At 73.8% G+C, this 26,846-nt stretch carries 22 protein-coding genes and 1 pseudogene; 14 read left to right on the top strand and 9 right to left on the bottom strand.

Annotation, left to right across the window (positions count from 1 at the left end):
• Positions 1-13: 13 nt before the first annotated feature.
• The 7 genes from BLASA_RS12835 to BLASA_RS12870 all read right to left on the bottom strand — a co-directional run bounded on the left by BLASA_RS12835 (position 14) and on the right by BLASA_RS12870 (position 9,392).
• The gene (locus tag BLASA_RS12835) at positions 14-1,051 is read right to left on the bottom strand and encodes an ABC transporter ATP-binding protein (RefSeq protein ID WP_014376587.1); all 1,038 of its coding nucleotides are present in this window, start codon (positions 1,049-1,051) and stop codon (positions 14-16) included.
• Positions 1,052-2,164: an ABC transporter ATP-binding protein gene (locus BLASA_RS12840; RefSeq protein WP_014376588.1), complete on the bottom strand. Its 1,113-nt coding sequence runs from the start codon at positions 2,162-2,164 to the stop codon at positions 1,052-1,054. It lies immediately after the preceding gene.
• On the bottom strand, positions 2,161-3,150 hold the full coding sequence (locus tag BLASA_RS12845; protein WP_014376589.1) for an ABC transporter permease: 990 nt from the start codon (positions 3,148-3,150) through the stop codon (positions 2,161-2,163). Before BLASA_RS12845 ends, BLASA_RS12840 begins: the two co-directional genes overlap by 4 nt.
• Positions 3,137-4,102 carry an ABC transporter permease gene (locus BLASA_RS12850; protein WP_014376590.1) on the bottom strand — a complete coding sequence of 322 codons (966 nt, stop codon included), beginning with the start codon at positions 4,100-4,102 and terminating at the stop codon, positions 3,137-3,139. The genes BLASA_RS12845 and BLASA_RS12850 overlap by 14 nt, the downstream gene beginning before the upstream one ends.
• Before the next feature lie 47 nt (positions 4,103-4,149).
• Positions 4,150-5,904: an ABC transporter substrate-binding protein gene (locus BLASA_RS12855; RefSeq protein WP_014376591.1), complete on the bottom strand. Its 1,755-nt coding sequence runs from the start codon at positions 5,902-5,904 to the stop codon at positions 4,150-4,152.
• A gap of 88 nt (positions 5,905-5,992) precedes the next feature.
• Positions 5,993-6,295 carry a hypothetical protein gene (locus BLASA_RS12865; RefSeq protein WP_041775751.1) on the bottom strand — a complete coding sequence of 101 codons (303 nt, stop codon included), beginning with the start codon at positions 6,293-6,295 and terminating at the stop codon, positions 5,993-5,995.
• Between the two features lie 127 nt (positions 6,296-6,422).
• On the bottom strand, positions 6,423-9,392 hold the full coding sequence (locus BLASA_RS12870) for a helix-turn-helix transcriptional regulator (protein ID WP_014376593.1): 2,970 nt from the start codon (positions 9,390-9,392) through the stop codon (positions 6,423-6,425).
• A 190-nt stretch (positions 9,393-9,582) separates the two neighbouring features.
• Here BLASA_RS12870 and BLASA_RS12875 point away from each other — a divergent pair, with 190 nt between their 5' ends.
• A complete protein-coding gene (locus BLASA_RS12875) occupies positions 9,583-10,053 on the top strand; it encodes a heme-degrading domain-containing protein (protein ID WP_014376594.1) in 471 nt (156 codons plus the stop codon).
• A 122-nt stretch (positions 10,054-10,175) separates the two neighbouring features.
• A complete protein-coding gene (locus tag BLASA_RS12880) occupies positions 10,176-11,417 on the top strand; it encodes an MFS transporter (RefSeq protein WP_041775753.1) in 1,242 nt (413 codons plus the stop codon).
• A 23-nt stretch (positions 11,418-11,440) separates the two neighbouring features.
• Here BLASA_RS12880 and BLASA_RS12885 read toward each other — a convergent pair whose 3' ends face one another.
• Positions 11,441-12,418 (bottom strand): patatin-like phospholipase family protein, encoded by a 978-nt coding sequence (locus BLASA_RS12885; RefSeq protein ID WP_014376595.1) that lies wholly within the window; start codon positions 12,416-12,418, stop codon positions 11,441-11,443.
• 176 nt (positions 12,419-12,594) lie between these two features.
• On the opposite strand from BLASA_RS12885, the gene BLASA_RS12890 reads away from it, so the two are divergent.
• Positions 12,595-12,984 carry a universal stress protein gene (locus BLASA_RS12890; RefSeq protein ID WP_014376597.1) on the top strand — a complete coding sequence of 130 codons (390 nt, stop codon included), beginning with the start codon at positions 12,595-12,597 and terminating at the stop codon, positions 12,982-12,984.
• 24 nt (positions 12,985-13,008) lie between these two features.
• On the opposite strand, the gene BLASA_RS24270 is transcribed toward BLASA_RS12890, so the two are convergent.
• Complete coding sequence (locus tag BLASA_RS24270; RefSeq protein WP_014376598.1) at positions 13,009-15,144, bottom strand: ATP-binding SpoIIE family protein phosphatase; 2,136 nt, start codon at positions 15,142-15,144, stop codon at positions 13,009-13,011.
• Between the two features lie 263 nt (positions 15,145-15,407).
• On the opposite strand from BLASA_RS24270, the gene BLASA_RS12905 reads away from it, so the two are divergent.
• From BLASA_RS12905 to BLASA_RS26445, 11 genes and pseudogenes are all read left to right on the top strand, one after another.
• On the top strand, positions 15,408-15,695 hold the full coding sequence (locus BLASA_RS12905) for a Dabb family protein (RefSeq protein WP_014376599.1): 288 nt from the start codon (positions 15,408-15,410) through the stop codon (positions 15,693-15,695).
• Positions 15,696-15,953: 258 nt separating this feature from the next.
• Positions 15,954-16,492 (top strand): annotated as a pseudogene (locus BLASA_RS24275) (fumarylacetoacetate hydrolase family protein).
• Positions 16,493-16,716: 224 nt separating this feature from the next.
• Positions 16,717-17,769 carry a helix-turn-helix domain-containing protein gene (locus BLASA_RS12910; RefSeq protein ID WP_014376601.1) on the top strand — a complete coding sequence of 351 codons (1,053 nt, stop codon included), beginning with the start codon at positions 16,717-16,719 and terminating at the stop codon, positions 17,767-17,769.
• A 76-nt stretch (positions 17,770-17,845) separates the two neighbouring features.
• Complete coding sequence (locus BLASA_RS12915; RefSeq protein WP_231839642.1) at positions 17,846-19,030, top strand: LLM class flavin-dependent oxidoreductase; 1,185 nt, start codon at positions 17,846-17,848, stop codon at positions 19,028-19,030.
• Positions 19,031-19,152: 122 nt separating this feature from the next.
• Positions 19,153-19,656, top strand: coding sequence for a flavin reductase family protein (locus BLASA_RS12920; RefSeq protein ID WP_014376603.1), 504 nt, complete (start codon positions 19,153-19,155; stop codon positions 19,654-19,656).
• Positions 19,653-20,939 (top strand): bifunctional 3,4-dihydroxy-2-butanone-4-phosphate synthase/GTP cyclohydrolase II, encoded by a 1,287-nt coding sequence (locus BLASA_RS12925; protein WP_014376604.1) that lies wholly within the window; start codon positions 19,653-19,655, stop codon positions 20,937-20,939. The genes BLASA_RS12920 and BLASA_RS12925 overlap by 4 nt, the downstream gene beginning before the upstream one ends.
• A 187-nt stretch (positions 20,940-21,126) precedes the next feature.
• Positions 21,127-21,327 (top strand): LacI family DNA-binding transcriptional regulator, encoded by a 201-nt coding sequence (locus BLASA_RS25070; RefSeq protein WP_014376606.1) that lies wholly within the window; start codon positions 21,127-21,129, stop codon positions 21,325-21,327.
• A 148-nt stretch (positions 21,328-21,475) separates the two neighbouring features.
• Positions 21,476-22,066 carry a TetR/AcrR family transcriptional regulator gene (locus BLASA_RS12935; RefSeq protein ID WP_014376607.1) on the top strand — a complete coding sequence of 197 codons (591 nt, stop codon included), beginning with the start codon at positions 21,476-21,478 and terminating at the stop codon, positions 22,064-22,066.
• 6 nt (positions 22,067-22,072) lie between these two features.
• Positions 22,073-24,268, top strand: a complete 2,196-nt coding sequence (locus tag BLASA_RS12940; protein WP_014376608.1) for an MMPL family transporter — start codon at positions 22,073-22,075, stop codon at positions 24,266-24,268.
• 147 nt (positions 24,269-24,415) lie between these two features.
• Positions 24,416-26,227 (top strand): helicase-related protein, encoded by a 1,812-nt coding sequence (locus tag BLASA_RS12945; protein ID WP_014376609.1) that lies wholly within the window; start codon positions 24,416-24,418, stop codon positions 26,225-26,227.
• A 333-nt stretch (positions 26,228-26,560) separates the two neighbouring features.
• Positions 26,561-26,779, top strand: coding sequence for a WhiB family transcriptional regulator (locus tag BLASA_RS26445; RefSeq protein WP_231839643.1), 219 nt, complete (start codon positions 26,561-26,563; stop codon positions 26,777-26,779).
• Positions 26,780-26,846 lie beyond the last annotated feature (67 nt).

The raw sequence follows: 26,846 nt of genomic DNA on the forward strand, positions 1-26,846 counted from the left end.
CGTGCGGAGACGGTCACGACATCGTCGCGACCCCCGCCACCGCGTCGGCCGGGGCGTCGGCGGCGTGCACGGGGAAGTGGCAGGCGACGAAGTGGTCCTCGCCCACCGGCCGCACCAGCGGCTCCTCGCGGGCGCACCGCTCCTGCGCCCGGGGGCACCGGGTGCGGAATCGGCAGCCCGACGGCGGGTCGACCGGCGAGGGGACGTCGCCCTCGAGCGGCACCGACGTCGAGCCGGCCTCCGGGTCGGGCCGGGGCACCGCGGCCAGCAGCGCGTTGGTGTAGGGATGCGTGGGGCGGGCGTAGAGCGACTCGGCGGGGCCCACCTCGCACACCTTGCCCAGGTACATGACGGCGACCCGGTCGCTGATGTTCTTCACCACGGCGAGGTCGTGCGCGATGAACAGCATGGTCAGCCCGTACCGGGCCTTCATGTCCTCGAGCAGGTTGAGGATCTGCGCCTGCACCGACACGTCGAGGGCCGACACCGGCTCGTCGCAGATCAGCACGTCGGGGTCGAGCACCAGCGAGCGCGCGATGCAGATGCGCTGGCACTGCCCTCCGGAGAACTCGTGCGCCCGCCGCCCGCCGGCGGTCTCGGGGTCCAGGCCGACCGCCGACAGCAGCTCCTCCACCCGGCTGCGCGCCGCGCCGTCGCGGTCCCGGTTCCAGATCGAGAGCCCCTCCCCCACGATGTCGCGGACGCGCCGACGGGGGTTCAGCGACGAGATCGGGTCCTGGAAGATCATCTGCATCTGCGGGCGGGTCTTCCGCAGGTCGTCGCCGTGCAGGCCGGTCAGCTCCCGGCCGCGCAGCCGCACCGACCCGCTGGTCGGCCTCGGCACCTGCATGATCGCCTTGCCGGTGGTCGACTTGCCGCAGCCGGACTCCCCGACCAGGCCGAGGGTCTCCCCCGCGGCCAGGTCGAAGCTCACGCCCGACACCGCGTGCACCTTCCGGCCGCGGCCGAGCGGGAACTCCACGACCAGGTCCTCGACGGTGAGGACGATGTCGTCCCGGTCCCGCAGGTGCGCCGTGCCACTGCCCGCCATCTAGGCGCTCGCCTTCGTCAGGAGGTCCATGGTCGTGCCGGCCGCCGTCGAACCGGCACGTTCGTTGCGCTCGAGCGCCTCCGCGCCGGCCGCGGTGCCGACCGGGAAGAAGCAGCGGTACTCGTGGCCGGGCTCGTCGCTGAACAGCGGCGGGTTCTCGGTCAGGCACTCGGGCTGCGCGTAGCGGCAGCGCGGGGCGAAGCGGCACCCCGAGGGCAGGGCGGCCAGGTCCGGTGGCCGGCCGGGGATGGCGTCCAGCCGGGTGTGGCTGGGATTCTCCACCCGCGGGATGCAGCGCATCAGCGCCTCGGTGTACGGGTGCCGCATGGTGCGGAACAGCGCCTTCGTCGAGGCCTTCTCGACGATCTGGCCGGCGTACATGACGGCGATGTCGTCGGTCCGGTTGGCGACCACACCGAGGTCGTGGGTGACCAGGACCATGCCCATCGACCGCTCGGCCTGCTGACGGGCCAGCAGGTCCAGGATCTGGGCCTGCACGGTCACGTCCAGCGCCGTGGTGGGCTCGTCGGCCATGAGCAGCTTCGGACCGCAGGCGAGCGCGATCGCGATCGTCACGCGCTGGCGCATGCCACCGGAGAGCTGGTGCGGGTACTCGCGGAGCCGCCGCTCGGGAGCGGGGATGCCGACCGAGGTGAGCAGCCGGACGGCTTCGGCATCGGCGTCCTGGCGGCTCAGGTCCAGGTGTTGGCGCAGGCTCTCGGTGATCTGCCGCCCGATCTTGACCACTCCGTTGAGCGAGGTCATCGGGTCCTGGAACACCATCGCCATCTGCGGCCCCCAGTAGGACCGCATCTGCTTCGACGACAGCGGCCGCAGGTCGCGGCCCTCGAACAGGACCTCCCCCGAGGCGGGCACGGCTGCCTTCCTCGGGAGCAGGTTCATGATCGACCGGGACAGCACGGTCTTCCCCGAGCCGGACTCCCCGACGATGCCGATGCTCGCGCCGCGCCGCAGGGTGAAGGAGACCCCGTCGACGGCGCGGACCATGCCGCGGGGGGTGTCGAACCAGGTGTGCAGGTCCCGCACCTCCAGCAGCGGCGCCACGGGGTCGGGCGTGGCCGGCGGCACCGGCAGCTCGGCGGTGGTGCTCACAGGTTGGCCTCCCGGACGTCGAAGCGGCTGCGCAGGACGTCGCCGACCAGGTTCAGCGACAGGACGGTCAGGAACATGACGACCGAGGGGATCAGCGCGATGTGGATCGCGTCGTCGAGGTGCCGCTTGCCCTCGGCGATCATCGAGCCCCAGGTCGCGGCGGGGGCCTCGACGCTCAGCCCGAGGAAGGCCAGCGAGCCCTCGAGGACGATGACCACACCGAGGGCGATGAGCCCGAAGGCGGCGACCGGCAGGATGACGTTCGGCATGATCTCGCGGAACAGGATCCGGGTGGTCTTCCCGCCCATGAGCCCGGCCGCCAGCACGTACTCGCGCTGGCTCACCGCGAGCGTCGCCGCGCGGGCCACCCGGGTGTAGACCGGGATGGAGAGGAAGCCGATCACCACGGTGATCGCCAGCAGGCTCTGCCCGACGAAGGCGACCAGCGCCAGCAGCAGCACCAGGCCGGGGAAGGCCAGGATCACGTCGATGACCGCCATCACGGAGGTCTCCAGGCGGCCGCGGAAGTAGCCGACGACCATGCCCAGCGTGCCGCCGACGATGATCCCGACGGCGACGGCGGCCACGCTGATCACCAGCGACACCCGCGCCCCGTAGGCCAGCCGCGACAGGATGTCGCGGCCCAGGCCGTCGGTGCCGAGCAGGTGCCCCTCGCTGAGCGGCGGCGCCGTCTTGTTGATGATGTCGATCGCGTTCGGGTCGGGGATCGGCAGCCAGTTGGCGGTGATCGCGGCCAACACCACCAGGGCCAGCCAGCCCAGGCAGAACCAGTACACGACTCCCTTGCCGCGCTTGCGGCGTCCGGCGGGTGGATCCGGCGTCAGCGGGGTGACGCCGGTCTGCGTGCCGGCCTGGAGCTCCGCTGCAGCGGTACCGGACGGCGTGGCGCGTTCGGCGTCGGCGCCGACGAGGGCGCCGGTCCGGGTAGGGGCCACCGGTACGGCGGCGTCGTCAGGCGCGGACACGGGCGGCTCCTGAACGGATGCGGGGATCGAGGAACGTGTAGAGCAGGTCGACGACGAAGTTGACCAGGACGAACGACACGGCCAGCACCAGCACGACGCCCTGCACCATCAGGAGGTCGCGGCTGTTGATGGCATCGAAGAGCAGCCGGCCCACGCCCGGCAGGGCGAAGATCGTCTCGACGATCACGGTGGCGCTGAGCAGCGTCCCGACCTGCAGCCCGGCCACGGTGAGCAGCGAGAACGACGAGGGCCGCAGCGCGTGGCGGAACAGGATCCGCCAGGTCGGCAACCCCTTGGACCTCGCCAGCGTGACGTGGTCCTCCTGCAACGTGGTGATCATGTCGGTGCGCAGCAGCCGGGTGAACACCGCGATGTTGGTCACCGACAGCGCCAGCGCCGGCAGGAAGGCCGACGTCAGGTTCTCGCCCAGTCCCTCGGACAGCGGCTGCCAGCCGGTGGCCGGGAACAGGTCGAAACGGACCGACAGGAAGAAGATCAGCAGCAGGGCGAAGATGAAGTTCGGCAGCGCCAGCAGGCCGAACGTCGTGCCGGTCACCGCCTTGTCGAACCGGCTGCCGGCGCGGTAGGCGCTGAAGACCCCGAGCGGGATCGCCAGCGCCAGCGCCAGCACCAGCGACACCACCATCAGCTCCAGCGTCACCGGCAGCCGGTCGAGGATGGCCCCGGTCACCTCCTGGCGGGTGATGTAGGACTGCCCGAGGTCGCCGGTGAGCGCGTCGCCCAGCCACGCCAGGTAGCGCACCGGGAGTGGGCGGTCGAGCCCGAGCTCGGCCCGCACGGCGGCGATGGACTCCGCCGACACCGACTGCGGGCCGAGCACGAGCAGCGCCGGGTCCCCGGGGAGGAGGTTCAGCAGCAGGTAGGTCAGCAGCGAGACCGCGAGCAGCACGGGTATCAGCGTCAGCAGTTTCTGGCCGATCAGTCGTGCCACGGTCCTCGCTCCTCCTGCCCCGGGGTCGGCGTCATCGGATCAGTCGCTCACTCGGCGTCGGCGAGCCAGGTCTGGCCCCACAGGGCGGTGCCGCCCGTGAAGAGCCCGGTCCCGATCCCTTCCGCACCGCTGGGCAGCTCCCAGCCGGACACGTTCTGCAGCTCCGGACGGGTGCCGATGAGCGTGGCGGTCGCACCGGTCCACAGCTGCGGCACGTTCTCGGCGAGGTCCAGGCCGATCTTCTCCACCGCCTCCTTGCGGGTCTCGAGGTCCTGGGTGGTGGCGAGGACCTGGAGCTGCTCGTCGATCACGTCGCTGGTGTAGTTGGTGAAGTTCAGCGGCTGCTTGGCCACCGGGCCGAACTCGTTCCTCAGCACGATGTACGGGTCGTTCTGGCTGCCCGACCGCCAGCAGTTGGCCGTGAAGTCGCCCTTGAACGGCGGGTCCGTCGCCGGGGACCCGATGGCGTTCTGGATGTGCGAGGCCTGGTCGACCGCGTTCAGGGAGACGTCGACCCCGACGTTGCTCCAGAAGGCCTGGTAGGCCTGGGACAGCTCGACGAGGCTCGGGTCGGGCTGGCAGTTGTACTCGATCGCGATCGGCGAGCCGACCGGCAAGCCGTCCGAGCGCTGCGGGTCGTCGATGTACTCCTGCAGCAGTTGCTCGGCCTTCTCCGGGTCGTAGTCGGGGTACGCCTCGGCGACGGCCTCGGAGTAGTACGGGCTCTCCTCGCTGAAGAACTGGGTCTGCGGGGGGCTGATCCCGGTGCCGCCGAGCACCTCGATGAGCTGCTCCTGGTCGACGGCGTGGGTGAGCGCCTGCCGCACCCGTGGGTCGTCCAGCGGCGGCACCAGGGTGTTGAAGATCGAGTTGCCGGCGTTGTTGCCGAGGAAGGTGTGCAGGGCCATGCCGCCGTCCGCGGCCTCCTCCTGCGCTTGGCGGATGACGCTCTGCCGCAACGTCTGGAAGGCGTCGACGTCACCGGAGAGCAGGCTCTGCAGGCGGCTGTCCTCGTCCGGGATGGGACGGAAGGTGATCTCGTCCAGGTAGGGGCCGAGGCCCAGGTCCGAGCCCCAGTACGACTCGTTGGCCGTGACGGTCAGCTGGTCGTCGCGCCGCCACTCCTCGAAGACGAAGGGTCCGGTGCCGACCGGCTCGGCGTTGGCGCCGTCCTTCCCGAGCGCGTTGTAGTTCTCCATCGAGAACGGCATGCCGGGCGTGGTGGTCAGCAGGGCGGGGAAGGCGGCGTTCGGCGCGGCCAGGTCGTAGCGCACGGTGAGCGGGTCGACGGCGGTGGCGCCGGTGACCTCGGCCAGGGCGCCGGCGACGTTGGACGTCGGCTCCTTGAGGATCGCCAGGTTCTGCGCGATCACCTCGGCGGTCAGCGGGCTGCCGTCGTGGAAGGTGACTCCCTCGCGCAGCTTCATGGTCCAGGACGTGAAGTCCTCGTTCGGCTCGATGGACTCGGCGAGGTACGGCTCGTAGGTGCCCTCGGCGGTCTGCATGATCAGCGGGTCGTAGATGGAGTACAGGACGTTGTACCCCGGGGCTGCGGCCGCGCTGGTGCCCGGCAGCCAGCCGTTGGACTCGCCCTCCAGGGCGACCGTGATGCTGCCGCCCTCCTGGGGCTCGCCCGTGGGCTCCGGGTTGTCGGTCGCGAGGGTCGCGGCGCCGCCGGCTTCCTCCTCGTCGTCACCACCGCTGCCGCCGCACGCCGCGGTGGCCGCCAGCGCCAGGGCGGTGAGCCCGACGGCGAGGCGGCGTGCGGACCTGTTCGGCCGCGCTCCGGGAATGGAGGTCATGTAGCTCTCCCTGCTGTTCGACCGCGAGGCGCGGCGGGACCGGTCATGAGCGACCACCGGGATGGCGGTCCGTCGTGGAATGCGCATGTCAGCTCTCTCCTGGACGTGCGGGCGCCGGCACTGGGCCGGCAGCTGCGGACGGCAGCACCGGGTTCCCCCCACCGGTCTCGATCGGGTCGGCGACCTGCGCGCCCGGCGCGATCAGCCGCTCCAGGTGGCCGAGCAGTTCCAGCCACCCGCTGAAGGGCAGGCCGGCGTCGGCGGGATGCCCGGGAGCACCCTCGCCCGGGCCCTGACCGGTCTCGGGCAGGCAGCGGAGCACGCCCTCCACCTGACGAGCGGAGCCATCGACGGCATCTGCCGCGGTGAGCGACACGAGGACGTGGACCATGCCGGACCTCCGATGACCCGTGGACCCATCCGCCGTCGGTGGCGGCCGGGTCGGTACGGAGGTGACGCTAGGTGTGACCTGGATTACAGACGAGGGGGTGGGTCCCTACGGTCACCCGCCAGGGTCCCTACGACCTGGAGCTGCCCGCGGTCGCGCCGAGCCAGCCCTCCCGCTCCGCGGTGAGGACGAGGCTGATCCGGGAGGTCGATCCGGTCTTGCGGTAGAGTCGGGACAGGTAGGCCTCGACGGTCTTGCGGCTGTAGTGCATCGCCTCGGCGATCTCCCGGTTGTTCAGCCCGTCGCGCACCAGCTGCAGCAGCTGGAGATCGATGTCGGCGAGCCGCGGGGTGGAGCCGGCGGGGACGGGGCGGCCGCGCCCCAGCAGGATCCCCCGGCTGCGCGCCAGCGCCTGCGCCCGCTGCACCCACGCGCGTGCGCCGAGGGCCTCGAACCCGCCGGCCGCCGCGCCCAGGTGGGTGGGCGCGTCGTGGTCCAGCAGGGCGAGGAGGAAGTGCCCGCGCGCCGTCGCCAGCGGGATGCCGGCGTCCTGCCCGCGCCGGAGCGCCTCCACCGCGCGCGCCGGGTCGCGGTCCAGCAGCGCTTCCGCGGTGTCGACCGCGCGCAGCAGCCGGACCGGGATCGACTCCGCGCGCTGCGCCAGGCGCCGGACCAGCGGGGCAGCGGACGCCAGAGCGCCGGGATCGTCCCGGTCCAGGGCCGCGTCGACCAGCGCGTTCAGGCTCTCGGCGACCACGTCGTGCCAGCCGGTGCGGGCACCGGAGTGCAGGCACTCGGCCAGCCGCTCCGCGCCGTCGCCGCCGGGGTCCCGGGCCAGGTCGATGCGCGCCCGCATCAGCTCTCGCTGGGCGCACCAATAGGCCGACTGCTCCTCCAGCCGGATGCTGTCCACCACCTCCTGGGCGGCGACGGGGAGTCCCTGGGCGAGCAGGATCCGGGCCTCGTGCATCCGCAGCCACGCGAGGTTGGTCGCCAGACCGGCGAACTCGAGCGCGATCACCCCGCTGTGGATGGTGTCCAGGGCGGCGTCCCACTCCCCGCGCAGCCACTGCACCCGCGCGAGGGCCGAGACGGCCTGCCCGCCCAGGTCCTGCCAGCCGGCCCGGGTGGACAGCGACTCGATCAGCTCCCGGGCGGCCGGCGTCTCCTCGGTGCTGTCGGTCAGCCGGCTGACGAACGTCCAGGACTCCAGGGCGCTCAACCGCGCCCCGACCGGGAGCGCGTCCGCGTCGTCGATCGCCAGGTGCCAGAGCCCGTCCAGCGCCTGCTCGGCGCGCACCCGGCTGCCCACCATGTTCTCGACGAACGCCAACGAGCTGTAGGTGACCGCCCGGGCCTCCGGGTCGCCGCAGCGCAGCCGGGTCCAGGCCAGTCGCGCCAGCTCGGCCGCCTCCTCGGTGCGGCCGAGGTAGGTGAGCAGGAGGCTGCGCTGGGCGACCACCGCGGCGGGCGCGTCCTCGCCGGGCACCAGCCGCTCCGAGAGCTCGAGCGCCTGGCTCGGCCGGCCGGTGGCGTACGCGGCGTTGACGACGGTGAGCGCCGTGGAGGTGCGGCGGCGGCGCGCCGGCAGCAGCTCCGCGGCCCGGACACCGGCGGCGATGGCGAGATCGGGGCGGGAGCCCTTCCAGTACGCCTGGGTCTGCAGGGCGAGGATCTCCGACGCCTGCGCCGAGCCCGGGGGGACGAGCTCCAGCGCGCGGTTCAGCCAGCGGGCCGCCGACAGGGGCGCGGTGTCCCGGGTGGCGCGGGCGGCCTCCATCGCCGTCTCGATCGCGACCGGATCGCCCGGGCTGGCCGCCTCGACCGCGTGCGTCGCGCGTTCCAGGAGTCCGATCCGCGGGTCGGGATGGGTGACCGTGTGCGCGCTGATGGCAGCGTGCACGCGGCGCCGTTCCACCGGCCCCAGGTCGTCGTAGAGCACCTCGGCCATGAGCGGGTGCGCGAACTCGAAGCCGCCCGAGCCGACCCGGGAGAGCACCGCCGACTCGGTCAGCGCGTCGAACGCCCGCTGGATCCTGGGTTCGTCCAGCCCGGTCAGCTCGGCGATCAGCGAGAGCTGGTCCAGGTGCACCCGGCCGAACGCGGACATGACCCGCGCGAGGCGCCGGGCGTCCTCGTCCTGCTGGAAGATGCGGTGCAGCAGCGCGCCGCGCCGGGACACCAGGCCGCGCCCGGGCTCACCCGACAGGTACAGCCGGCCGTGTGCGCTCCGGATGGCCCGCTGGGCGGTGAGCGCCAGCAGGGTCTCCCACGCGAAGAGCGGGTTGCCGCGGCTCTGCGCGAACACGTGCTGGACCAGGCGTGGGTCCGGCGAGCCGTCGAGGGCCGTGGAGATGAGCGTCCGGGTGTCCTCCTCGCTCAGCGGCGCGAGGTGGACGACCGGCCCGGCCCCCTCCTCCACCAGCCGGCCGACCGTCGCCGCGAAGGCGGTGCCCGGGACCGGCTGGCCGCTGCGGAGGGCGAACACCAGCAGCAGGGGCCGGTCGCGCAGGTGGCGTGCGGCCAGGCAGAGCGCCGCGAGGCTCTCCTCGTCGGCGAGGTGGGCGTCGTCCACGGCGATGACGCAGGGCCGCTCGTCGGTCAGCGAACGCAGCAGCCGGGTCGTCATGACGTACGGCGACTGGCGCCGGCTGACCTCGTCGCCCTGCGGCGCGGTCACCGACCGGTCCATCGCCTCCAGGAGGCCGTCGAGCTCGACGCGCACCCGCGCGCCGACGTCGGCCCGCGGCGTCGAGGCCAGGGCATCCTTGAGGACGGCGTAGGCGATGGAGCTGTCGTACTCCTGGGCCCGGCCGTGGAGGACGTGGTGCCCCTGCGCCCGGACCCGGCCGAGCAGCTCGCGCAGCACCCGCGTCTTGCCGACGCCCGGCTCCCCCGTGAGCACGCAGACCCCGCTCCACCCGGCGGCGAGGCGCTCGGTGAGCTCCGTCAGCGTGCTCAGCGTGCCGTCGCGGCCGACCGGCGGCAGCTCCGCGATGCGGGGGCCCACCAGGGTGGTGGCATCGCCGTCCGGGCACGCGGCCGACGCCGTGCCCACGGCCCGGGGCCGCGGCGCAGCGTCCTCCGGCGAACCGCGCATGCGGCCGACAGTAGGACATCAGCGGTTCATGCCGGGATAACACTTTGGTTGCCTTCGCACCAGGGCTCCCCGCGCCGACCTGCGCCGATCAGGGCGTCGTTCACGTCACGGACGGGGCGTCCGCCGGCACGTCGAGCGGGTGTCGCGGCTCGCCGAGGCGGGCCGGGTGCCGACGCAGTAGGAAGGACCGATGACCGAACCGTTCCCGCCGCTCGCCCAGCTCGCCGCCGACGAGGAGGAGCTGCAGTTCTCCTCGTTCACCAACGAGGACGCGTGGGAGCTCGGGTCCGCGCTGGTCGCCGCCGCCCGCCGGGAGGCCGCACCGGTCGCGGTGGAGATCGCCCGCAACGGGCACCGGCTGTTCTCCGTCGCCCTGACCGGCGCGACCCCCGACAACTGGAGCTGGATCGAGCGCAAGTCGCGGGTGGTCCACCGCTTCGGGCACAGCTCCCTGTACGTGCGCCAGGCGAGCGTCGAGCGGGACACCACGTTCGAGGCGGAGTTCGGGCTGGACCCGCAGCGGTACGCCGCCCACGGTGGCGCGTTCCCGCTCCTCGTGCGCGGCGTCGGCCCGGTCGGCGTCGTCGCGGTGTCCGGGCTCCCCCAGCTCGACGACCACCGGATGGTCACCGGGGTGGTCCGGGAGCAGCTCCGCAGCTGACGGTCGGCCGGCCGGTCGGCCCCGTCGGCCACGGGCGACAATGCCCGCGGGCCACGCCGGGTCGGCGGGGCGCCGGAGGCGCTGGCGCGGCGGCGTCGACGAGGAAGGGGCACGGGGACGGAATGCGGCCAGCACCACCGACCCGGCCGGCGGACGTCGCCGGCCACCGCGTCGGCGAGCCCGGCTACCGGTGGATCAGCGTCGCGCTGTTCGCCGCGGGGCTGGCGACGTTCGCCCTCATCTACAGCACCCAGGCGCTGCTGCCGGAGTTCTCGCGGGTGTTCTCCGTGTCCGCCGCCGAGAGCACGCTGACGGTCTCGCTCAACACGGTCGGCCTGGGGGTCGCCCTCCTGGTGGCCGGCCCGCTGTCGGAGGTGGTGGGTCGGACCCGGCTGATCCACCTCTCCCTGGCGGCGTCCGCGGTGGTGGGGATCGGGTGCGCCGTCGCGCCGACGTGGGAGGTCCTCCTCGGCCTCCGCCTGCTCCAGGGCGTGGCACTGGCCGGGCTGCCCGCCGTCGCCACCGCCTATCTGCGCGAGGAGCTGCACCCCGGGACCCACGCCCGGGCGGCCGGGGTCTACATCGGCGCCACGGCGCTCGGCGGGATGACCGGCCGGCTGGTCACCGCGCCGATCGCCGAGGTGGCGGGGTGGCGATGGGCGCTGGGCGCCGTGGCCGCGATCGCCCTGGTGTGCGCGGTCGTCGTCCGTCTGCTGCTCCCGGCTTCGCGCCATTTCGTGCCGGCACCGGCGCGCCTGGGCCACCTGGTGACCATGACCCGGCGGGCACTCGGTGATCCGGCTCTGCTCGCGCTGTACGGCATCGGGGCCTGCTCGGTCGGTGCCTTCATCGGCGTCTACAACGCCGTCGGTTTCCGGCTCACCTCACCGCCGCTCGACCTGGGCCTGGGCGCCGCCGGGCTGGTCTTCCTGGTGTATCCGCTCGGCACCCTGGGGTCGATGGTCGCCGGGCGCCTGGCCGACCGCTTCTCCCGGCGTGCCGTGGTCCCGGTCGGCTGCCTGATCACCGTCGCCGGGATCCTGCTCACCCTGGCCGGCTCGCTGCCGGTCGTCGTGCTGGGCCTGGCGGTGATGACCGGCGGCTTCTTCGCCGTCCACGGGGTCGCGAGCGGCTGGGTGCCCACCCGTGCGCACGCCGGTGGCGCAGCCGCCGGGCAGGCCGCGTCGCTGTACCTCTTCGCGTACTACCTGGGCGCGTCGGCGTTCGGCAGCCTCACCGGCCGGGCCTGGACGGTGGCCGCCTGGCCCGGTGTCGTGGTTCTTGCCTGTGCGCTGCTCGCCGTCAGCGGGCTGCTGTCCCTCTGGCTCCGTCGGCTGCCCTCGCTGGACCCGCTCCGCCGCTGAGCGGCCGGCTCGCCGCGCTCGGACTAGGCGCCGTGGTCCGCCGCGGCCCGGAGCAGCTCCGCGGCCCCCGGCGTGGCCGCGTGGGCCCCCGCCCTCAGGAACGACTGCTGGACCACCTCGTCCAGCCGGCTGCGCGACATCATGTCGGTGCCCATGACCTGCTGCTCGCCGGGTCCGGGGGCGAAGACGACCGTCCGGATCCCCTCCGCCTCGAGCGCCCGGACCTCCCGCTGCAGGAGCCGGTCGGAGTACCGCCGGGCCGCCGGCAGGACCCCTGGCCGCCAGCCCGCGGGGCCGCTCATCGGCGCGATGACGATGACGACGTCCAGACCCTGCCCGCGGAGGACGGCGGCGTTGGTGGGCGAGTGCACACCGCCGTCGAGGTAGCTGTGCCGCCCGATGCGCACCGGGGCGAAGTAGCCCGGCACCGCGCACGAGGCCCCGATCGCCAGGTGCAGCGGCGCCTCCTTCGTACCGGGACGGCCGAACACGACCCGGCGGCCGTCCCGGCGGCGCACGGCGCAGATCCACAGATCCGGTTCGGGCCAGCCCGGCCCCTCCAGCTCCCGGAGGGCCGCCAGCTGCTCGACGATGTCGTGCCGCCCGGGCGCCATGAGGGCCATGCCGGCGGCCATCGGCCGGAACTGCAGCGGCCGGGTCAGCGCCCGCTGCACCATGTGACGTCCGGGCAGCCGCAGCGGGCGGCGCACCAGCTCCCACGGCCGGAACGGCGCGAGCTCGGGCACGGGAGCCTCCGCCATCTGGCGGAGCACGTCCTCGGTCCCGGACAGGGGTGCCTTCACCGTCCAGGCGGCCAGGTTCTCCGCGGAGACGCCCAGCCGCAGCAGCGCGCCGGTGATGGAGCCGGCCGAGGTGCCGACGATCACGTCCGCCGTGCGCGCGTCGAAGGCGAAGTCGTGCTGGAGGACGGCCAGCACGCCCGAGTGGTACGCCTGCCCGACGACGCCGCCGCCGCCGAGCACCAGCCCCACCCGAGTCACGGCCCCGAGCCTGCCACGGGCGCCGCGGCCAGGCAGTTCGTCCCCGGCCGGCGCACACCGCTCGCGTCCGGCTCCCGGCTCGTAGTCTTCCTGCTGGGGGTCGTGGTCCCCGTGGTCCGCACCGCCCTCGCCCACCGGCACCCCGCCGGGGGCCGCAGCGACACCGAGGAGCCCGTATGACCGTCCTGGTCGGCTACGTCCCCACGTCCGAGGGTGAGGCCGCCTTCACCGCCGCACTGCAGGAGGCCAAGCGACGGGCCGAGCCGCTCGTGGTGCTCAACTCGGCGCGCGGCGGCGCCCCGGTCAACATGGACGTCGCGCCCGAGGAGGCCATCGAGCGCGTGACCGCCCGCGCGAAGGCCGACGGGGTCGAGGTCGACGTCCGGCAGAACATGCACGAGGGCGACGCGGCCGACGAGGTGCTGCGGGTGGCCCGCGAGGTCGACGCGTCGGTGATCGTGATCGGGCTGCGGAAGCGCTCCCCCGTCGGCAAGCTGCTGATGGGCAGCAGCGCGCAGCGCATCCTGCTGGCCGCCGACCGGCCGGTCCTCGCCGTCAAGCCCTGACGACCGCGGCGCGGCGACCGCCCGTCAGCTTCCCCACCGCAGGGCGAGGATGACCGTGTCGTCGCGCCCGCCGTCGTCGATCGGCAGCTGCATGAGCCGGTCGAGGACGGCGGGCAGCGGCCGCCCGACCGCCGCCACCGCAGCGGTCCGCAGGCGTTCCAGCCCGGTGTCGACGTCCTCCCCACGGCGTTCCACCGCACCGTCGGTGAAGGCGAGGAGCGTCGCGGGGCCCGCGACCCGCGTCTCGGTCACCGCCGGCACATCGGTCGCCACCCCGACGGGCGGACCGACCCGGCAGTCCAGGTACTCCGCTCGGGAACCGCTGATCAGCAGCGGGGGGAAGTGCCCGGCGGAGGCGATCCGGACGACGCCCTCGGCCGGGTCGAGCTCCCCGAGCAGGACCGTGGCGAACTGGTGGTCGACGTGGACGTCGAGGAGCCCGCCGAGCTTGTGCATGACCGTCGCGATGTCGTCCCCCTGGGCCACGTAGGCGCGCACCGCGAACCGCAGGGAGGCCATGGTGGTCGCGGCCGGCAGCCCCTGGCCGGAGATGTCCCCCACGACGAAGACCCACCGCCCTGCGGGGCCGGGGATCACGTCGTACCAGTCGCCCCCGACCTCCAGCTCGTCGGCACCGGCGACGTAGCGGGCCGCGAGCTCCAGACCCTCCACGCGGGGCACCTCGGGCAGCAGCGCGTGCTGCAGGGTGCCGGCGATGCCCCGCTGGCGCCGGTAGAGCTCCGCGTTGTCGGCGGCCAGCCGTTCGGCGACCGCCCGGCGCCGGGACAGGATCTCCACGATCGTCCCGCCCCCGACGGCGAGCGCCCCGCCGACGCCGAGCACGATCCACGGCAGCGCCGCCGACAGCGGTCCGGTGAGCGAGGAGCGCGACGCCGCGACGACGGTGAGTTCGCCGTCCCCGAAGGGCACCCGCCGGGTGGCCGTGTCTCCCTCGATCGGCAGCGGTGCGGTGGTCTGCACCAACTGCTCCGGCGACGTCGTCCGCCCCAGGAACACGGCGAGGTCCAGACCGCTGTACGCATCGCCCGCTGGCACCGACACCCGGCGGTTCAGCGGCACCTCGGCGTGGACGACCAGCCCCCCGGTGTTGCCCGGCCTCAGCGCGTAGGCCAGCCGCGGCTCCGGCCCGTCGAGGATCCCGGCGACGCTCAGCTGACCGGCCGGCTCCAGGCCGGTGAAGAAGGACGTCGCCTCGTCGCCCGCCAGCAACGGAGCGGGGCCGTGCACGGCGACCTGCTCGACCTGGTTCCCGCTGACCCGCCACAGCGACAAGGACAGTTCCGGCGGAGAGACCGTTGCGGCCGCGAAGCGCGTGAACGGGCCGGGTTCGCCGGCGGTGGCGGCGGCGACCTGCCCGGCGTCGGCCATCTGGGTCTGGAGGACCGCTACCTGCGCCGACAGCAGGGTGGCGATCTCGGCGATCTGCTGCTCGAGCAGCCGCTCGTTGTTGCTGGCGTTGACGGCCGAGGTCACCCAGGCCAGGCCCAAGGTCAGCAACAGCACCACGACCGCGACGGCGACGCTCAGCCGCCGTGGCAGGCTCCGGGATCGGCGGCGCCGGTCCGGTGCCGTGCCGGCTCCGCGGGTCACCCGGGGGCCGGCGCCGGACGGGGATACCGGTGCGGCGGCGCCGACCGGCGCCGCTGTCACAGGTGCCGGCGACGTCGCCACGGGGGCCGCCGCGGAGCCGGTCTCGCCGGTGAAGTCCGCCCGCGCCCACACGACCTTGCGCCCGTCCCCGTCCGCCGTCCACCCGTGCGCACCGGCGATCTGCGCGACCAGGTACAGCCCCAGTCCCCCGAGCGCGGCGTCCCGGCCGACCGCCGGGACCGGCGGGACGTCGCCGGTGGCGTCGCCGACCTCGATCAGCCAGCCGGTGCCGGTGTCGGTGACGACCACCTGCACCGGCGCTCCACCGTGCCGCAGGCCGTTGCTCACCAGCTCCTCGAACACCAGGAGCAGCCGTTCGAGGTCGTCCTCCGCGGCGCCCGGCGGCAGACCGCCGTCGTCGAGGGAGGCGCGCAGGCGCAGCCGCAGCGAGCGGAGCTCGGCGAGCGTGGTGGGCCGGCCGTCGACGACCGCCCGTGCGGGCGGTCCGTGCTCCGGCCGGGGCAGGCATGCCCACAGCGCCTCGGTCATGACCCTCGTTCCGGCGACGGTGCCGGCCGGCGGCACGGACTGTTCCGACCGGGGACGGCGACGCCCCCGCGGCCTCGAGCCCACCACAGCGAAGCGGGGCGCCGTCCCGGCCAGGTGGTCACGCTAACCCAGTCGGGGGATGGTCGCGCCCGAGCACGGCCAGTGACTCGCCGTCGGCAGCCCCGCCCCCGGGCCGCGGCATCCTCCTGCCCGCCGGCCGCGGCCGGCGGGCGCGGTCTCGGCTGCTGTGCTGGAGTGGGTCGGTGATCCGCAACGTCGTCGTCGGCCGGGTGCGCGCCGGAGTTCCGCGGGAGCAGGTCGAAGGAGCTCTGGCGGCGATCGTCGCCCTCGACCCGCCGGGTTGCCTCGACATGCGGGCCGGGATCGACGCCGGCCTGCGTCCCGGCAACTGGAGCTTCTCGATCACTGCCGACTTCGCCGACGCGGACGCCTACCGGGCCTACGACGCCGAGGCCGAGCACAACCGGGTCCGGCGGGAGCTGTTCGCCCCGATCAGCGAGGAGATCGTGCGGATCCAGTTCGAGACCTGAGCGCGTGCGCCGGCGTCACCGCCGCCCGCGCGGTTCTTCCATGGAGGACACCAGTCATGAGGATCGTCGGCATCCGCCGGGACGGCGGCGCGGTCGAGGTGGCGTCGCTGTCCGAGGGCGGCACGCAGATCACCCTCGTCGCCGGCCTCGAGGAGTTCTGGGCCGACGCCGCCGGCCACCTCGGCCGCCCGCCGGCCGGGCCGACCGTGCCGGCGGCGGACGTTGGAGTTCGTCCCGCCAGTGGTGCCCGGCGCGCGGGTGATCTGCATCGGGCTGAACTACCTCGAGCACGTCGCCGAGGGCTCCTTCCGCGACCAGGAGATCCCGCCGCACCCCACGCTGTTCGCCCGCTGGACGGCCTCGCTCACCGTGGGCGGCGCGGAGGTGCTGGTCCCCGCCGACGAGGACGGCCTGGACTGGGAGGGCGAGGTCGTGGCTACCTGGGCTCGACGCTGGTCGACGCCTCCCCCAACGAGGTGCTGGCTACCGTCGTCGGCTACTCGACGTTCAACGACCTCACCTCCCGCCGGGCGCAGAAGCTCACCAGCCAGCAAGAACGGCGACAGCTCCGGTCCGGGCCTCTGGTTCCCGCGGCCGAGGTCGGTGACCTGCGCGACGGCCTGCGCGTGCAGACGCGGGTCAACGGCGAGACGGTCCAGGACAAGCAGCGGCGAGCGTGCGGGCCCGCAGGTCGTCGTCCACTGACTGCTCCACTCCGGCGGGCGGCGTCTGAATCGATTCATGCAGCAAACGTGACGCACCCTACGAAATGCCGCATCAGGGTTCCAAACGTCTAGCGGAGCCGTGATGAGACGTTTCACCTGGGTGGCGAGGGCAATCTGCGCCTCAGGAAAGGGACGCCTCCGCGGGTGCACGAGCCGCCCGGCCGTCATCCGCCGCCTGCACCGCCCAAATTTCGGACCGCGGACTGTGCAGAAATCGAACAGTCCAGCGTCATGTGACCCGCGCCATACTCGGCGGCACGGCAGCACGCCGGACCGCTCGAGCCGGGGAGGGGCGCATGTCCACCGTCGACGCCTGGGAGGCCTTTCAGCGCGGCGAGGACGCCGTCGGTGTCCGCGACGAGGTGCTCACGTCGTGGCGCCGGTCCCGGTGGAGCGGCGTCGACCCCCGGCTCGACGTCCCCCCTGTCGGCGACGCCGACGACGACTCGCCCTTCGTCCGCGTGGCGGCACCGATCCTGCTCGGCATGGCAGACCTGCTCGCGGAGAGCCGGACCTGCCTGTCGCTGGCCGACCCAAACGGTCACGTCGTGTGGAGGTGGGTCTCCGACAGGGCCTTGAGCGACGAGTGCGACCGGTCGGGCATGCAGTTCGCCTCGGTCTTCGACGAGCAGCGCGTGGGTACCTGCGGGATCGGCGCCGCCCTGGAGACCGGGCGGCTGGTCACGGTGCACGGTCCCGAGCACTTCGTGGAGTCCTTCCAGCGGTGGTCGTGCGTGGCCGCCGCCGTGGCCCACCCGATCACCGGGCGCACGGTGGGAGCCGTCAACGTGACGTGCCGGGCCGCCGACGCCAACCACTTCCTGCAGGTCGCCGCGCGGTCGCTGGCCGACGAGGTGCGTTCGGCGTTGTCAGCGGCCGCGACCGCGCGCGAGCACCGCCTGCTCCAGGCGTTCCTGCACGCCCGCCGGAGCACGACGGCGCCGGTCCTCGCCGTCACCGAGGAAGTTCTGCTGGCCGATGCCGCCGCAGCCGAGCTCGGACTCGACCACGCCGACACGTGGGCCCGCGTCGTGGCCGCCGGGGCGGGGGGCTCCGTCGTCGCCCTGGGCGGAGGCCTGGTCGCCGACGTCTGCCCGGTCGGCGACGACCGGGACGGTGCCGTCCTGACGCTGCGCAGCACCGCGCCGATCGACCTGTCGAGCACGACCGCCCCGCAGCAGCGTCCCACCGCGCGCCGGCTCACCCGGCTGGAGCAGGCGGAGTCCGCCGCCATCGCCGCCACCCTCGCCGAGTGTGGCGGCAACAAGTCCGCGGCCGCGGTCCGGCTGGGCATCTCGCGCGGCACCCTCTACCAAAAACTGCGGCGCTACCGCCCGCTCACCGCGTAGAGCCCCCGATCCCGCAGCCGACCACAGCTGCGTGCCATGACCCACCGATGCCCTGAGGAGTCCTCGCGTGTCCAAGATGCGTTTCGGCCTGTTCATGCCGCCCTTCAACAGCCCGCCCACCCAGAACCCGACGACCTCTCTGCAGCGCAACGTCGAGACCATCCAGCTGCTCGACCGGCTCGGCTACGACGAGGTCTGGGTCGGCGAGCACCACTCGGCCGCCACGGAGATCATCGCCGACCCGCTGACCTTCATCGCCCACGTCGGCCCGTTGACCAGGGACATCAAGCTCGGCACGGGCGTCGTGTCGATCCCATACCACAACCCGCTGTGGATCGCCGACCGCGCGATCCTGGTGGACCACCTGACCCGCGGCCGGCTCATGCTCGGTGTCGGTCCGGGGTCGCTGCCCACGGATGCCGCGATGATCGGGCTCGAGCCGGACCAGCTGCGCCCGGCCCTGGCCCAAGACCTCGACGTCCTGATCCGGCTGCTGACCACCGACGAGCCGGTGTCGGTAAAGACCGACCGGTACGAGCTGGTCGAGGCCCGCTGCCAGCTGGCGCCGTACCAGGACCCGTGCTTCGAGATGGCGGTGGCCGCCACGGCCTCGCCCACCGGCCCGCGGCTGGCGGGGAAGTACGGGCTTGGCATGCTCTCGGTGGGTGCGACCACGCAGATGGGCTTCGACGCCCTGGCGCTGCACTGGGACGTGCTCGAGGCCGAGGCCGCCGCCGCGGGGCGAACCACCGACCGCTCCCGGTGGCGACTGATGGGCCCCATGCACATCGCAGAGACGCGGGAGCAGGCCGTCGAGGACATCCGCTACGGCTTCGACGCCTTCGTCGATTACACGCAGAAGACGCTGGCCCTGCCGCCGGTCCGCATCCCCGGGGACACCTTCGAGGAGCGGCTGGCGTGGATCGACGAGAGCGGCTGGGGGATCGTGGGCACACCCGACGACGCGATCGCGCAGATCCAGCGGCTGGTCGACCAGTCCGACGGCGGATTCGGCTGTTACATCCTGCTCCAGCACGACTGGGCGAACTGGCAGGCGACCCAGCGGAGTTTCGAGCTCTTCGCCCGCCACGTCATGCCGGTGTTCCAGCCGTCCCAGAAGCGACTGCTGGCTGCCGAGGCCTGGGCGCGCAGCAAGCACAGCGAGCTCGACGCCAAGAACGGCGCGGCGATCCAGGCCGCGACCGACAGGTACGCCCAGGAGAAGGCCGCCCAGCAACCGGCCGACGCCGGGCAGGCCTGAGCAGGGGGGAGGCCGCCGGAGCCCCCGGCGGCCTCCCGCCCCCCCACCGCACGCGGCGCGCCGACCGGTCCGCCGCCCGGAACCTGCACGCCCTGATCCGTCCGGGATACGAGGAGCCCACCGTGAGCACTGAGGAGAACCACCCCGTGGCCCCGGCCTTCCGTGAGGTCATGGCCGCCGTCTGCACCCCCGTTTCGGTGATCACCGGGCTCGATGACGGCGTTCCGCACGGGACGACGGTCAGCGCTTTCGCGTCGCTGTCGATGGCCCCGCCCATGGTCCTGGTGTCCCTCGACCGGGGCTCCGACCTGCTCGCACTGGTCCGCAGGACCGGGCTGCTCGGGGTCAACGTCCTCGGCAGCGGGCAGTCGGAGCTCGCCACGCAATGCGCGCGCAAGGGGGCGGACAAGTTCACCGACGTCGCTTGGGAGCTGCACGCCGGCGTGCCACGGATCGCTGGGGCGGCGGGCTTCCTCGGCTGCACGGTCGCCGGTCTGGTTCCCGGTGGGGACCACGTCATCGTGCTGGGTGACGTCGTCGCCGCCGAGACCGTCGCCGATGCGCCGCTGACCTACCACGGCCGCGTCTTCGGCACCCACTTCGCCCTCGAAGGCGTGACCCGATGAGCCGCGGCACCACGGCCGTGTCGGTCCAGCGCGCGGTCGCCGCGCTGGCCGCGGGGCGGCTGGTCGTGGTGGTCGACGATGCCGACCGCGAGGACGAGGGCGACCTCGTCGGTGCGGCCGAGCTGGTCACCGAGGCGCAGATGGCGTTCATCGTCCGGCACAGCACCGGCATCGTGTGTGCGCCCCTGCCCGCCTCCCGGGCCGACGACCTGCGGCTCGGGCCGATGGTGGCCCACAACACCGACGAGCACGGCACCGCGTTCACCGTCAGCGTGGACCTCGCAGGCACCGGGACGGGCGTCTCGGCCGGCTCCCGCGCCGCAACGATGCGCGCCCTGGCCGACCCCTCGACCGCTCCCGAACGGCTGCGGCGTCCCGGGCATGTCTTTCCTCTGCGTGCGCGGGACGGCGGGGTGCTGGTCCGCGCGGGTCACACCGAGGCCGCCGTCGACCTGCTCACCGCAGCCGGGCTGTCCGGCGCGGGCGTGATCAGCGAGATCGTGGCCGACGACGGGTCCATGCGCCGCGGCCCGGACCTGCGTCGCTTCGCCGCCGCCCACGACCTGCCCCTGCTGGCCATCGCCGATCTCGTCCGTCACCGCCGGGCCACCGAGCGCCTCGTGGAACCGGTGGCCACGTCGACGATGCCCACCGCGTTCGGAGACTTCCGGGCAGTGGCCTACCGAAGCGTCCTGGACGGGACCGAGCACCTGGCCCTGGTGATGGGGGACGTCGCCTCGGCCGCCTCGGACCGCTCCGGCGTACTGGTGCGGGTGCACAGCGAGTGTCTCACCGGCGACATCCTCGGCTCGCTCCGCTGCGACTGCGGGGCCCAGCTGGAGCAGGCCCTGCGGGCGGTGGCCGCCGAGCGCTGCGGTGTCGTGGTGTACCTGCGGGGTCACGAGGGCCGCGGTATCGGGTTGGGGCACAAGATCCGCGCCTACGCCCTCCAGGAGCGCGGGCTGGACACGGTCGACGCCAACATCGCGCAGGGACTGCCGGTGGACTCCCGCAGCTACGGGGTCGGGGCCCAGATCCTGGCCGACCTGGGGGTGCGGCGGCTACGCCTGATCACCAACAACCCGGCCAAGTACGGCGGGCTGGACGGCCACGGGCTGGTCATCACCGACCGGATCGCCCTTCCCGTGAACGAGACGGCGCACAACGTGCGGTACCTGCGCACGAAACGCGACCGGATGGGACATGATCTGCCCGGCGTACCCCGTGCCGACGCCGGCACGGCTGTCTGCGCGCCGGCCATCGCGCCGGAGGACCACCGGTGAGGCCGAGCAGCCCGGGCGCTGCTTCCTCGTCCGGACGAGAGCCCCGGTCATCGCACGCGCGTCCGCCCCCGGCCGGAGGAGCCGATGCCGGTCCGCACCGCCCTCCCAGCCGGGGGCGCGCCATCCGGCTGCGCTGTTTGACACGTTTCACCACGCGGCTCACGCTGACCCGGACGCGGGACCACCGGTGCCGCCAGCACTGCCGGGAAGACCGCTGACCGCGGGCATCCGCGACGTCGCCCACCGGGCCGGCGTGTCCGTCGGCACGGTGAGCAACGTTCTCAACCGCCCCGAGACGGTCACGGCCGGCACCCGCACCCGCGTCCTGGACGCCATCGCCGAACTCGGCTTCGTGCGGAACGAGTCCGCCCGCCGGCTGGGCGCCTGACATCGAGCTGCAGCGGGTGGAGGGCGTGCACGGTCCCCGCACCCTCGTGGTGGTCGTCGTCTCCTGAGCCGCACCGGGGTGACGAAGGTTACCGACCACATCGGTCGGTAGACCTACCAATCCGGTCGGTCGCCCGTACCCTGGGCGCGTGGCACGACCGTTCCGGCAGCAGATGGACGAGGGCATCCTCGACCGCGCGGCCGCCCTCTTCGCCCGGCGAGGCTTCGCCAAGACCTCCCTGCAGGACGTCGCCGACGCGGTCGGGTTGTCCAAGGCCGGGTTGCTGCACCACTTCCCCAGCAAGGAGGCGCTGCACGGGGCGGTGCTCGCTCAGGCGGGCCGCCTCGGGCAGCGGGTGCTCGACCAGGTCGCCGGCCTGCCGCTCGGACCGGCGCGCGACCGGTACGCGCTCGACGTGCTGGTCGACATCGCGCTGGCACACCCCGGTCTCGTGGCCCTCCTGCTCGCCCCGGTGATGCAGGGCAACCCGGCGCCGGAGGTCGACGCCGCCGCGGCGACCGCGCTGCTGGCCTTCGGTGTCACGGCCGGTGATCCGGTGTCCGAGCGCGCCGTCCGGGTGGTCGGCGCGCTCAGCGCTCTCGCCGTCCTCACCCTGGCCGCGGGCCAGCAGGACGCCGCCACCACCTGGCGTCCCTTCATCGTCGCCACCTGCTTCGACGCGCTCGGCCACTCCGCTGCCGGCGCTGCTCTTCCCCGTCCCGACCAGGTGGAGGCCTGATCCCCCATGGCTGTTGCGCTGTCCCGACTCGGCGCGTTCGCGCACCGGCACCGCCTCCCGGTGATCGTCGTCTGGCTGGTCCTGCTCGTCGGCGGAGGGGCCGGCGCGGCCACCCTGGCCGGGGAGACGTCGAGCAGCTTCTCCATCCCCGGACAGGAGTCGACCACCGCGCTCGAGCGGATCGGCGAGGAGTTCGGCGCGCGCGGCGAGGGCGCCACCGCCCGGGTGGTCGTGGCGGCACCGGACGGCGAGACGCTGACCACGCCGGAGAACGCCGGCGCGGTCTCCGCGCTGGTCGCCGAGCTGGGCGGGCTGCCCGGCGTCGTCAGCGCCACCAACCCGCTGGACCCGGCCGCCCCGTCGGTCAACCAGCAGCAGGACACCGCCTACAGCACGGTCACCTACGCCGCCGCCCCCGGCGAGGTGACCCCCGAGCAGCAGGACGCGCTGCTCGCGGCCCTGGACGATGCCCGCGACACCGGGTTCACCGTCGAGGCCTCCGGCGAGGCCACCCAGCAGGCGCCGCACGTCGGCGGGCCGACCGAGGTGATCGGCGTCGTCGTGGCGCTGGTGGTCCTGGCGGTCACCTACGGCTCGCTCGCGGTGGCCGGCATGAACCTGCTCACCGCGATCGTCGGCGTCGGCATCGGCGTCCTGGGCGTCACGATCGCCACCGGCTTCATCGACCTGTCCTCGACCACCCCGACGCTGGCCGCGATGCTGGGCCTGGCCGTCGGCATCGACTACGCGCTGTTCATCGTGACCCGGTACCGGCAGGAGCTGCGCGCCGGGTCCGACGTCGGCACCGCGATCGCCACGGCCGTCGGCACGGCGGGTTCGGCGGTGGTCACCGCGGGCCTGACCGTGGTCATCGCGCTCGCCGGGCTGTTCGTCGTCGGCATCCCGTTTCTGACCCAGATGGGTGTCGCCGCGGCACTGACCGTCGTCATCGCCGTCCTGGTCGCCCTCACCCTGGTCCCGGCCGTGCTGAGCTACCTCGGCCACCGGGCACTCCCCCGCCGGCAGCGCGACGCGGCGAAGGCGGCGACCGTCGGCGACGGCGTGCCCACCGGGGGCCGGGGCTTCCTGGCCGGCTGGGCGCGCACCGTCACCCACCAGCGCGTGCTGTCGCTGCTGCTCACCATCGCGGCGCTGGGGGTCATCTCGATCCCGTTCTTCTCGATGCAGACCACGCTGGTCCAGACCCCCGGGGAGGACTCCACCCAGGCCCGGGCGCAGGAGCTGCTGGCCGAGGGCTTCGGCGCGGGCTTCAACGGCCCGATCACCATCCTGTTCGACGGCGACGACGCCGCCGGGGCGGCCGCCGCGGCGAGCACGTCGATCACCGAGCTGGATGACGTCGAACTGGTTCCCCCGCCGGTCCCGAACGCCGACGGCAGCGCCGCGCTGCTCACCGTCATCCCGCAGTCCGGCCCGACCGACCCCGGAACCGAGCAGCTGGTCGCCGACCTGCGGACCCAGCTGGCCGACCTGGCCGGGGTCCAGGCGTCGGTGACCGGCCAGACCGCGGTGAGCGTCGACGTCGCCCGCAGCCTGGACGAGGCGCTGCCGGTCTACCTCGCCCTCGTCGTCGGTCTGGCACTGGTGCTGCTGGTGCTCGTCTTCCGCTCCCTGCTGGTGCCGCTGGTCGGCGTGCTGGGCTTCCTCCTCACCATCGGGGCGTCGCTCGGGGCCACCGTCGCGGTCTTCCAGTGGGGCTGGCTGGCCGACGCGGTGAACCTCGACACCACCGGCCCGCTGATCAGCCTCACGCCGATCCTGGTGATCGGCATCCTGTTCGGGCTGGCGATGGACTACCAGATCTTCCTGGTGTCGCGGATGCACGAGGCGCACAGCTCCGGCGCCAACCCGATGGACGCCATCCGCACCGGCTTCCGGCAGGCCGCCCCGGTCGTCGTCGCGGCCGCGCTGATCATGTTCTCGGTGTTCGCCGGCTTCGTGCCCGCGGGTGAGGCGACCATCAAGTCGATCGCCTTCGCCTTGGCGACCGGCATCGTCTTCGACGCGTTCGTCGTCCGGATGGTGCTGGTGCCCGCCGCCCTCGCGCTGCTCGGTGACAAGGCGTGGTGGCTGCCGCGCTGGCTGAGCTGGCTGCCCGCGCTCGACGTCGAGGGCGCCGCGCTGGAGAAGGCGGCGCCCGCGCACGGGCGGCACCGGGAGCCGGTCGGCGCCCCGTCCTGACGCCGGATCCCGCATCGGCCGGCCCGGCCTCCCCGGCCGGGCCGGCCCCCCGCGGGCATGGATCGACTACTCCCGGTGTTGGCTGGGGGAACGGTCCGCCGCCCGCGCGGCGTCGACCCCCCATGCTGCTCGTCCGAAGGATTCCGCTTGCCTGACACCCCCGCCCGGTCCGCCGCCACGTCGCGACGCCGGGAACGCTCCACCGGCCGCCAGTCCGCGGCGCTCGACACCGACCGCGCCGCCGCCCGCCAGGAGCGGCTCGCCCAGGCGAGCTGGGTGGAGGGGGCGGCACCCGCGCTGCCCATGCGGACGGTGCGACCCACCGAGGTCGTGTTCCACCTCGGCCCGACGAACTCCGGCAAGACCTACGAGTCGCTGCAGGCGCTGGCCGCCACCGGCTCCGGGGTCTACGCCGCACCGCTGCGCCAGCTCGCCCACGAGGCCTACGCCAAGCTGTCGGCCCAGCTCCCGCCCGGCACGGTGGGCCTGTCCACCGGCGAGGAGGAGATCGACCCCTACGCGCCGATCGTCTGCTGCACGGTCGAAAAGGCGCCGCTGCGCGGCGAGCTGCTCGTCCTCGACGAGTCGCACTGGATCGCCGACCCCGACCGCGGCCACCACTGGGCCCGGCTGCTGCTCACCGGCGAGTACCGCGAGATGCACCTGATCTCCGCGGCCGAGGCCTACCTGCTGCTCAAGCCGCTGGTGTCCGACGCCGAGCACGTGACGGTCGTCAACCACAAGCGGCTGTCCCGGCTCGACGTGCTCCGGGCACCGGTCCGGCCCGCCGACGTGCGCCCGCAGACGCTCGTGGTCGCCTTCTCCCGCAAGACCGTCTACGCCGCCGCCGCGGAGCTCGACCAGCACCGGCCGGGCAAGGTCGGGGTCCTCTACGGGGCCCTGCCGCCGGCCACTCGCCGCGAGGTGATCGAGCGGTTCACCAGCGGCGAGGTCGAGGTGCTGGTCACCACCGACGTGATCGGCCACGGCATCAACGTGCCGGCCACCACGGTGCTGTTCGCCGAGACCACCAAGTTCGACGGCACCAAGGTCCGCCCGCTGCGCAGCTGGGAGACCGCCCAGATCGCCGGGCGGGCGGGCCGCTACGGCCTCACCGGCCACGGCCAGGTGGGCGTGCTGACCGGGGTGACCGGGCTGCGGGCCGACCAGGGCGTACTGACCGCCGGCGCGGCCGTGGCGCGCGGAGACGCGATGAGCGACCTCCCCAAGCGCGCCCCCCGGCTGCGGCCCGAGCTCGCCGACCTCGGCGCCTTCGAGGCCGTGGACCTGCCCGAGGCGCTGACCCGGTGGATGGCCTGGGCCCGGGCCGCCACCCGCGACCACGCGATGACCCCGGACGACGTCACCAGCCTGATCGTCCGCGTCCACGCGCTGCTGCCGCTGCTGCGCGGCCCGCTCGGCGCGGCCGGCGACCTCGACACGGTCTGGCGGCTGGTCAACCTGGCCATCGACTACAACCCGCCGCGGCGCACCCGGTGGCTGGTCCTCGCCCAGGCCGCGCTGCGCCACGCGGCCGGGCTGCCGGTACAGCCGGAGACCGTGCTGCCCGACGTCCCGCGCGGCGGCGGCGTCGAGGAGTTCGAGCAGGCGGCCGCCGCCGCCCGCGACGCTCAGACGCTCCTTCGCCAGTTCCCCGGTGTCGCCGGGCTGACCAGCGACGACGCCGCGTGGGTCGAGGAGGAGTGCGCGGAGATGATCAGCGAGCTGCTCCCCGACGCGATCTCGCTCGGCCGGTCGGGGAAGTGCGTGGCGTGCGGAAACGCGATCGCGCCGTGGTTCACCACCTGCCGGCCCTGCAGCGGCGGCCCCGCCGGACGCCCCGGTGGGAGCCGCGATCGCCGTCCCGCCGCCGGGGGCCGGCGTACTGCGGGCCGCGCGGCCGGCCGGGCGCTCGGTGGGCGCCAGGGCGGGCCGCGGGGCCGGGCCCGGCGCGGCTGACGGCTCGGCTGCGTCGGTCCGGGCGCCACCGGGGCGCTGCGCCAGGGCAGGACTTTCCAAACGGACGCGGCCGTTTCGGATTTTTGTGCCCGTGCCGGGTGGTCCGCGTGCCCGTAACGTCACTGACAGCAAGCGCGCCCTGTCAGATCGTCATCCGGCGTGCACCCCGCCTCCGAGGAGCTTCCCATGCCTTCCTTCTCCCGCCCGTCCCTGACCCTGCTCCCCGGCGTCCCCGCCGCCATGGAGACGCCCGAGCCGTTCGCCGCGCAGGAGTGGAGCCGGCCGTTCGACGGCCAGGAGTGGTCGGCCACCGGCGCCGACGACGAGTGGCGGCTGGACGCGCTGTGCGCCGAGACCGACCCGGAGGCGTTCTTCCCGGACAAGGGCGGCTCGACCCGGGACGCCAAGCGGGTCTGCGCCGGCTGCCCGGTGCGGGCCGAGTGCCTGGAGTACGCCCTGGCCAGTGACGAGCGGTTCGGCATCTGGGGCGGGCTGTCGGAGCGGGAGCGGCGCCGGGTGCGCCTGCAGCGCCGCAGCTCGATCAGCGCCTGACGACAGCCGAGGGAGCATTCCAGCGAGGGACGAGCGAGGAGCGGACCGAGGCGCGGAGTCGGGCCCG

The organism is Blastococcus saxobsidens DD2 (assembly GCF_000284015.1).
In the GTDB taxonomy this organism is placed as follows: domain Bacteria; phylum Actinomycetota; class Actinomycetes; order Mycobacteriales; family Geodermatophilaceae; genus Blastococcus; species Blastococcus saxobsidens_A.

Coding starts and splice junctions, on each gene's coding strand:
- BLASA_RS12925 (WP_014376604.1), top strand. CDS start 19,653: ATGAGCCGCGGCACCACGGCCGTGTCGGTCCAGCGCGCGGTCGCCGCG.
- BLASA_RS12875 (WP_014376594.1), top strand. CDS start 9,583: ATGACCGAACCGTTCCCGCCGCTCGCCCAGCTCGCCGCCGACGAGGAG.
- BLASA_RS12870 (WP_014376593.1), bottom strand. CDS start 9,392: ATGCGCGGTTCGCCGGAGGACGCTGCGCCGCGGCCCCGGGCCGTGGGC.
- BLASA_RS12880 (WP_041775753.1), top strand. CDS start 10,176: ATGCGGCCAGCACCACCGACCCGGCCGGCGGACGTCGCCGGCCACCGC.
- BLASA_RS12910 (WP_014376601.1), top strand. CDS start 16,717: ATGTCCACCGTCGACGCCTGGGAGGCCTTTCAGCGCGGCGAGGACGCC.
- BLASA_RS12855 (WP_014376591.1), bottom strand. CDS start 5,904: ATGACCTCCATTCCCGGAGCGCGGCCGAACAGGTCCGCACGCCGCCTC.
- BLASA_RS12940 (WP_014376608.1), top strand. CDS start 22,073: ATGGCTGTTGCGCTGTCCCGACTCGGCGCGTTCGCGCACCGGCACCGC.
- BLASA_RS12915 (WP_231839642.1), top strand. CDS start 17,846: ATGCGTTTCGGCCTGTTCATGCCGCCCTTCAACAGCCCGCCCACCCAG.
- BLASA_RS12890 (WP_014376597.1), top strand. CDS start 12,595: ATGACCGTCCTGGTCGGCTACGTCCCCACGTCCGAGGGTGAGGCCGCC.
- BLASA_RS24270 (WP_014376598.1), bottom strand. CDS start 15,144: ATGACCGAGGCGCTGTGGGCATGCCTGCCCCGGCCGGAGCACGGACCG.
- BLASA_RS12835 (WP_014376587.1), bottom strand. CDS start 1,051: ATGGCGGGCAGTGGCACGGCGCACCTGCGGGACCGGGACGACATCGTC.
- BLASA_RS12865 (WP_041775751.1), bottom strand. CDS start 6,295: ATGGTCCACGTCCTCGTGTCGCTCACCGCGGCAGATGCCGTCGATGGC.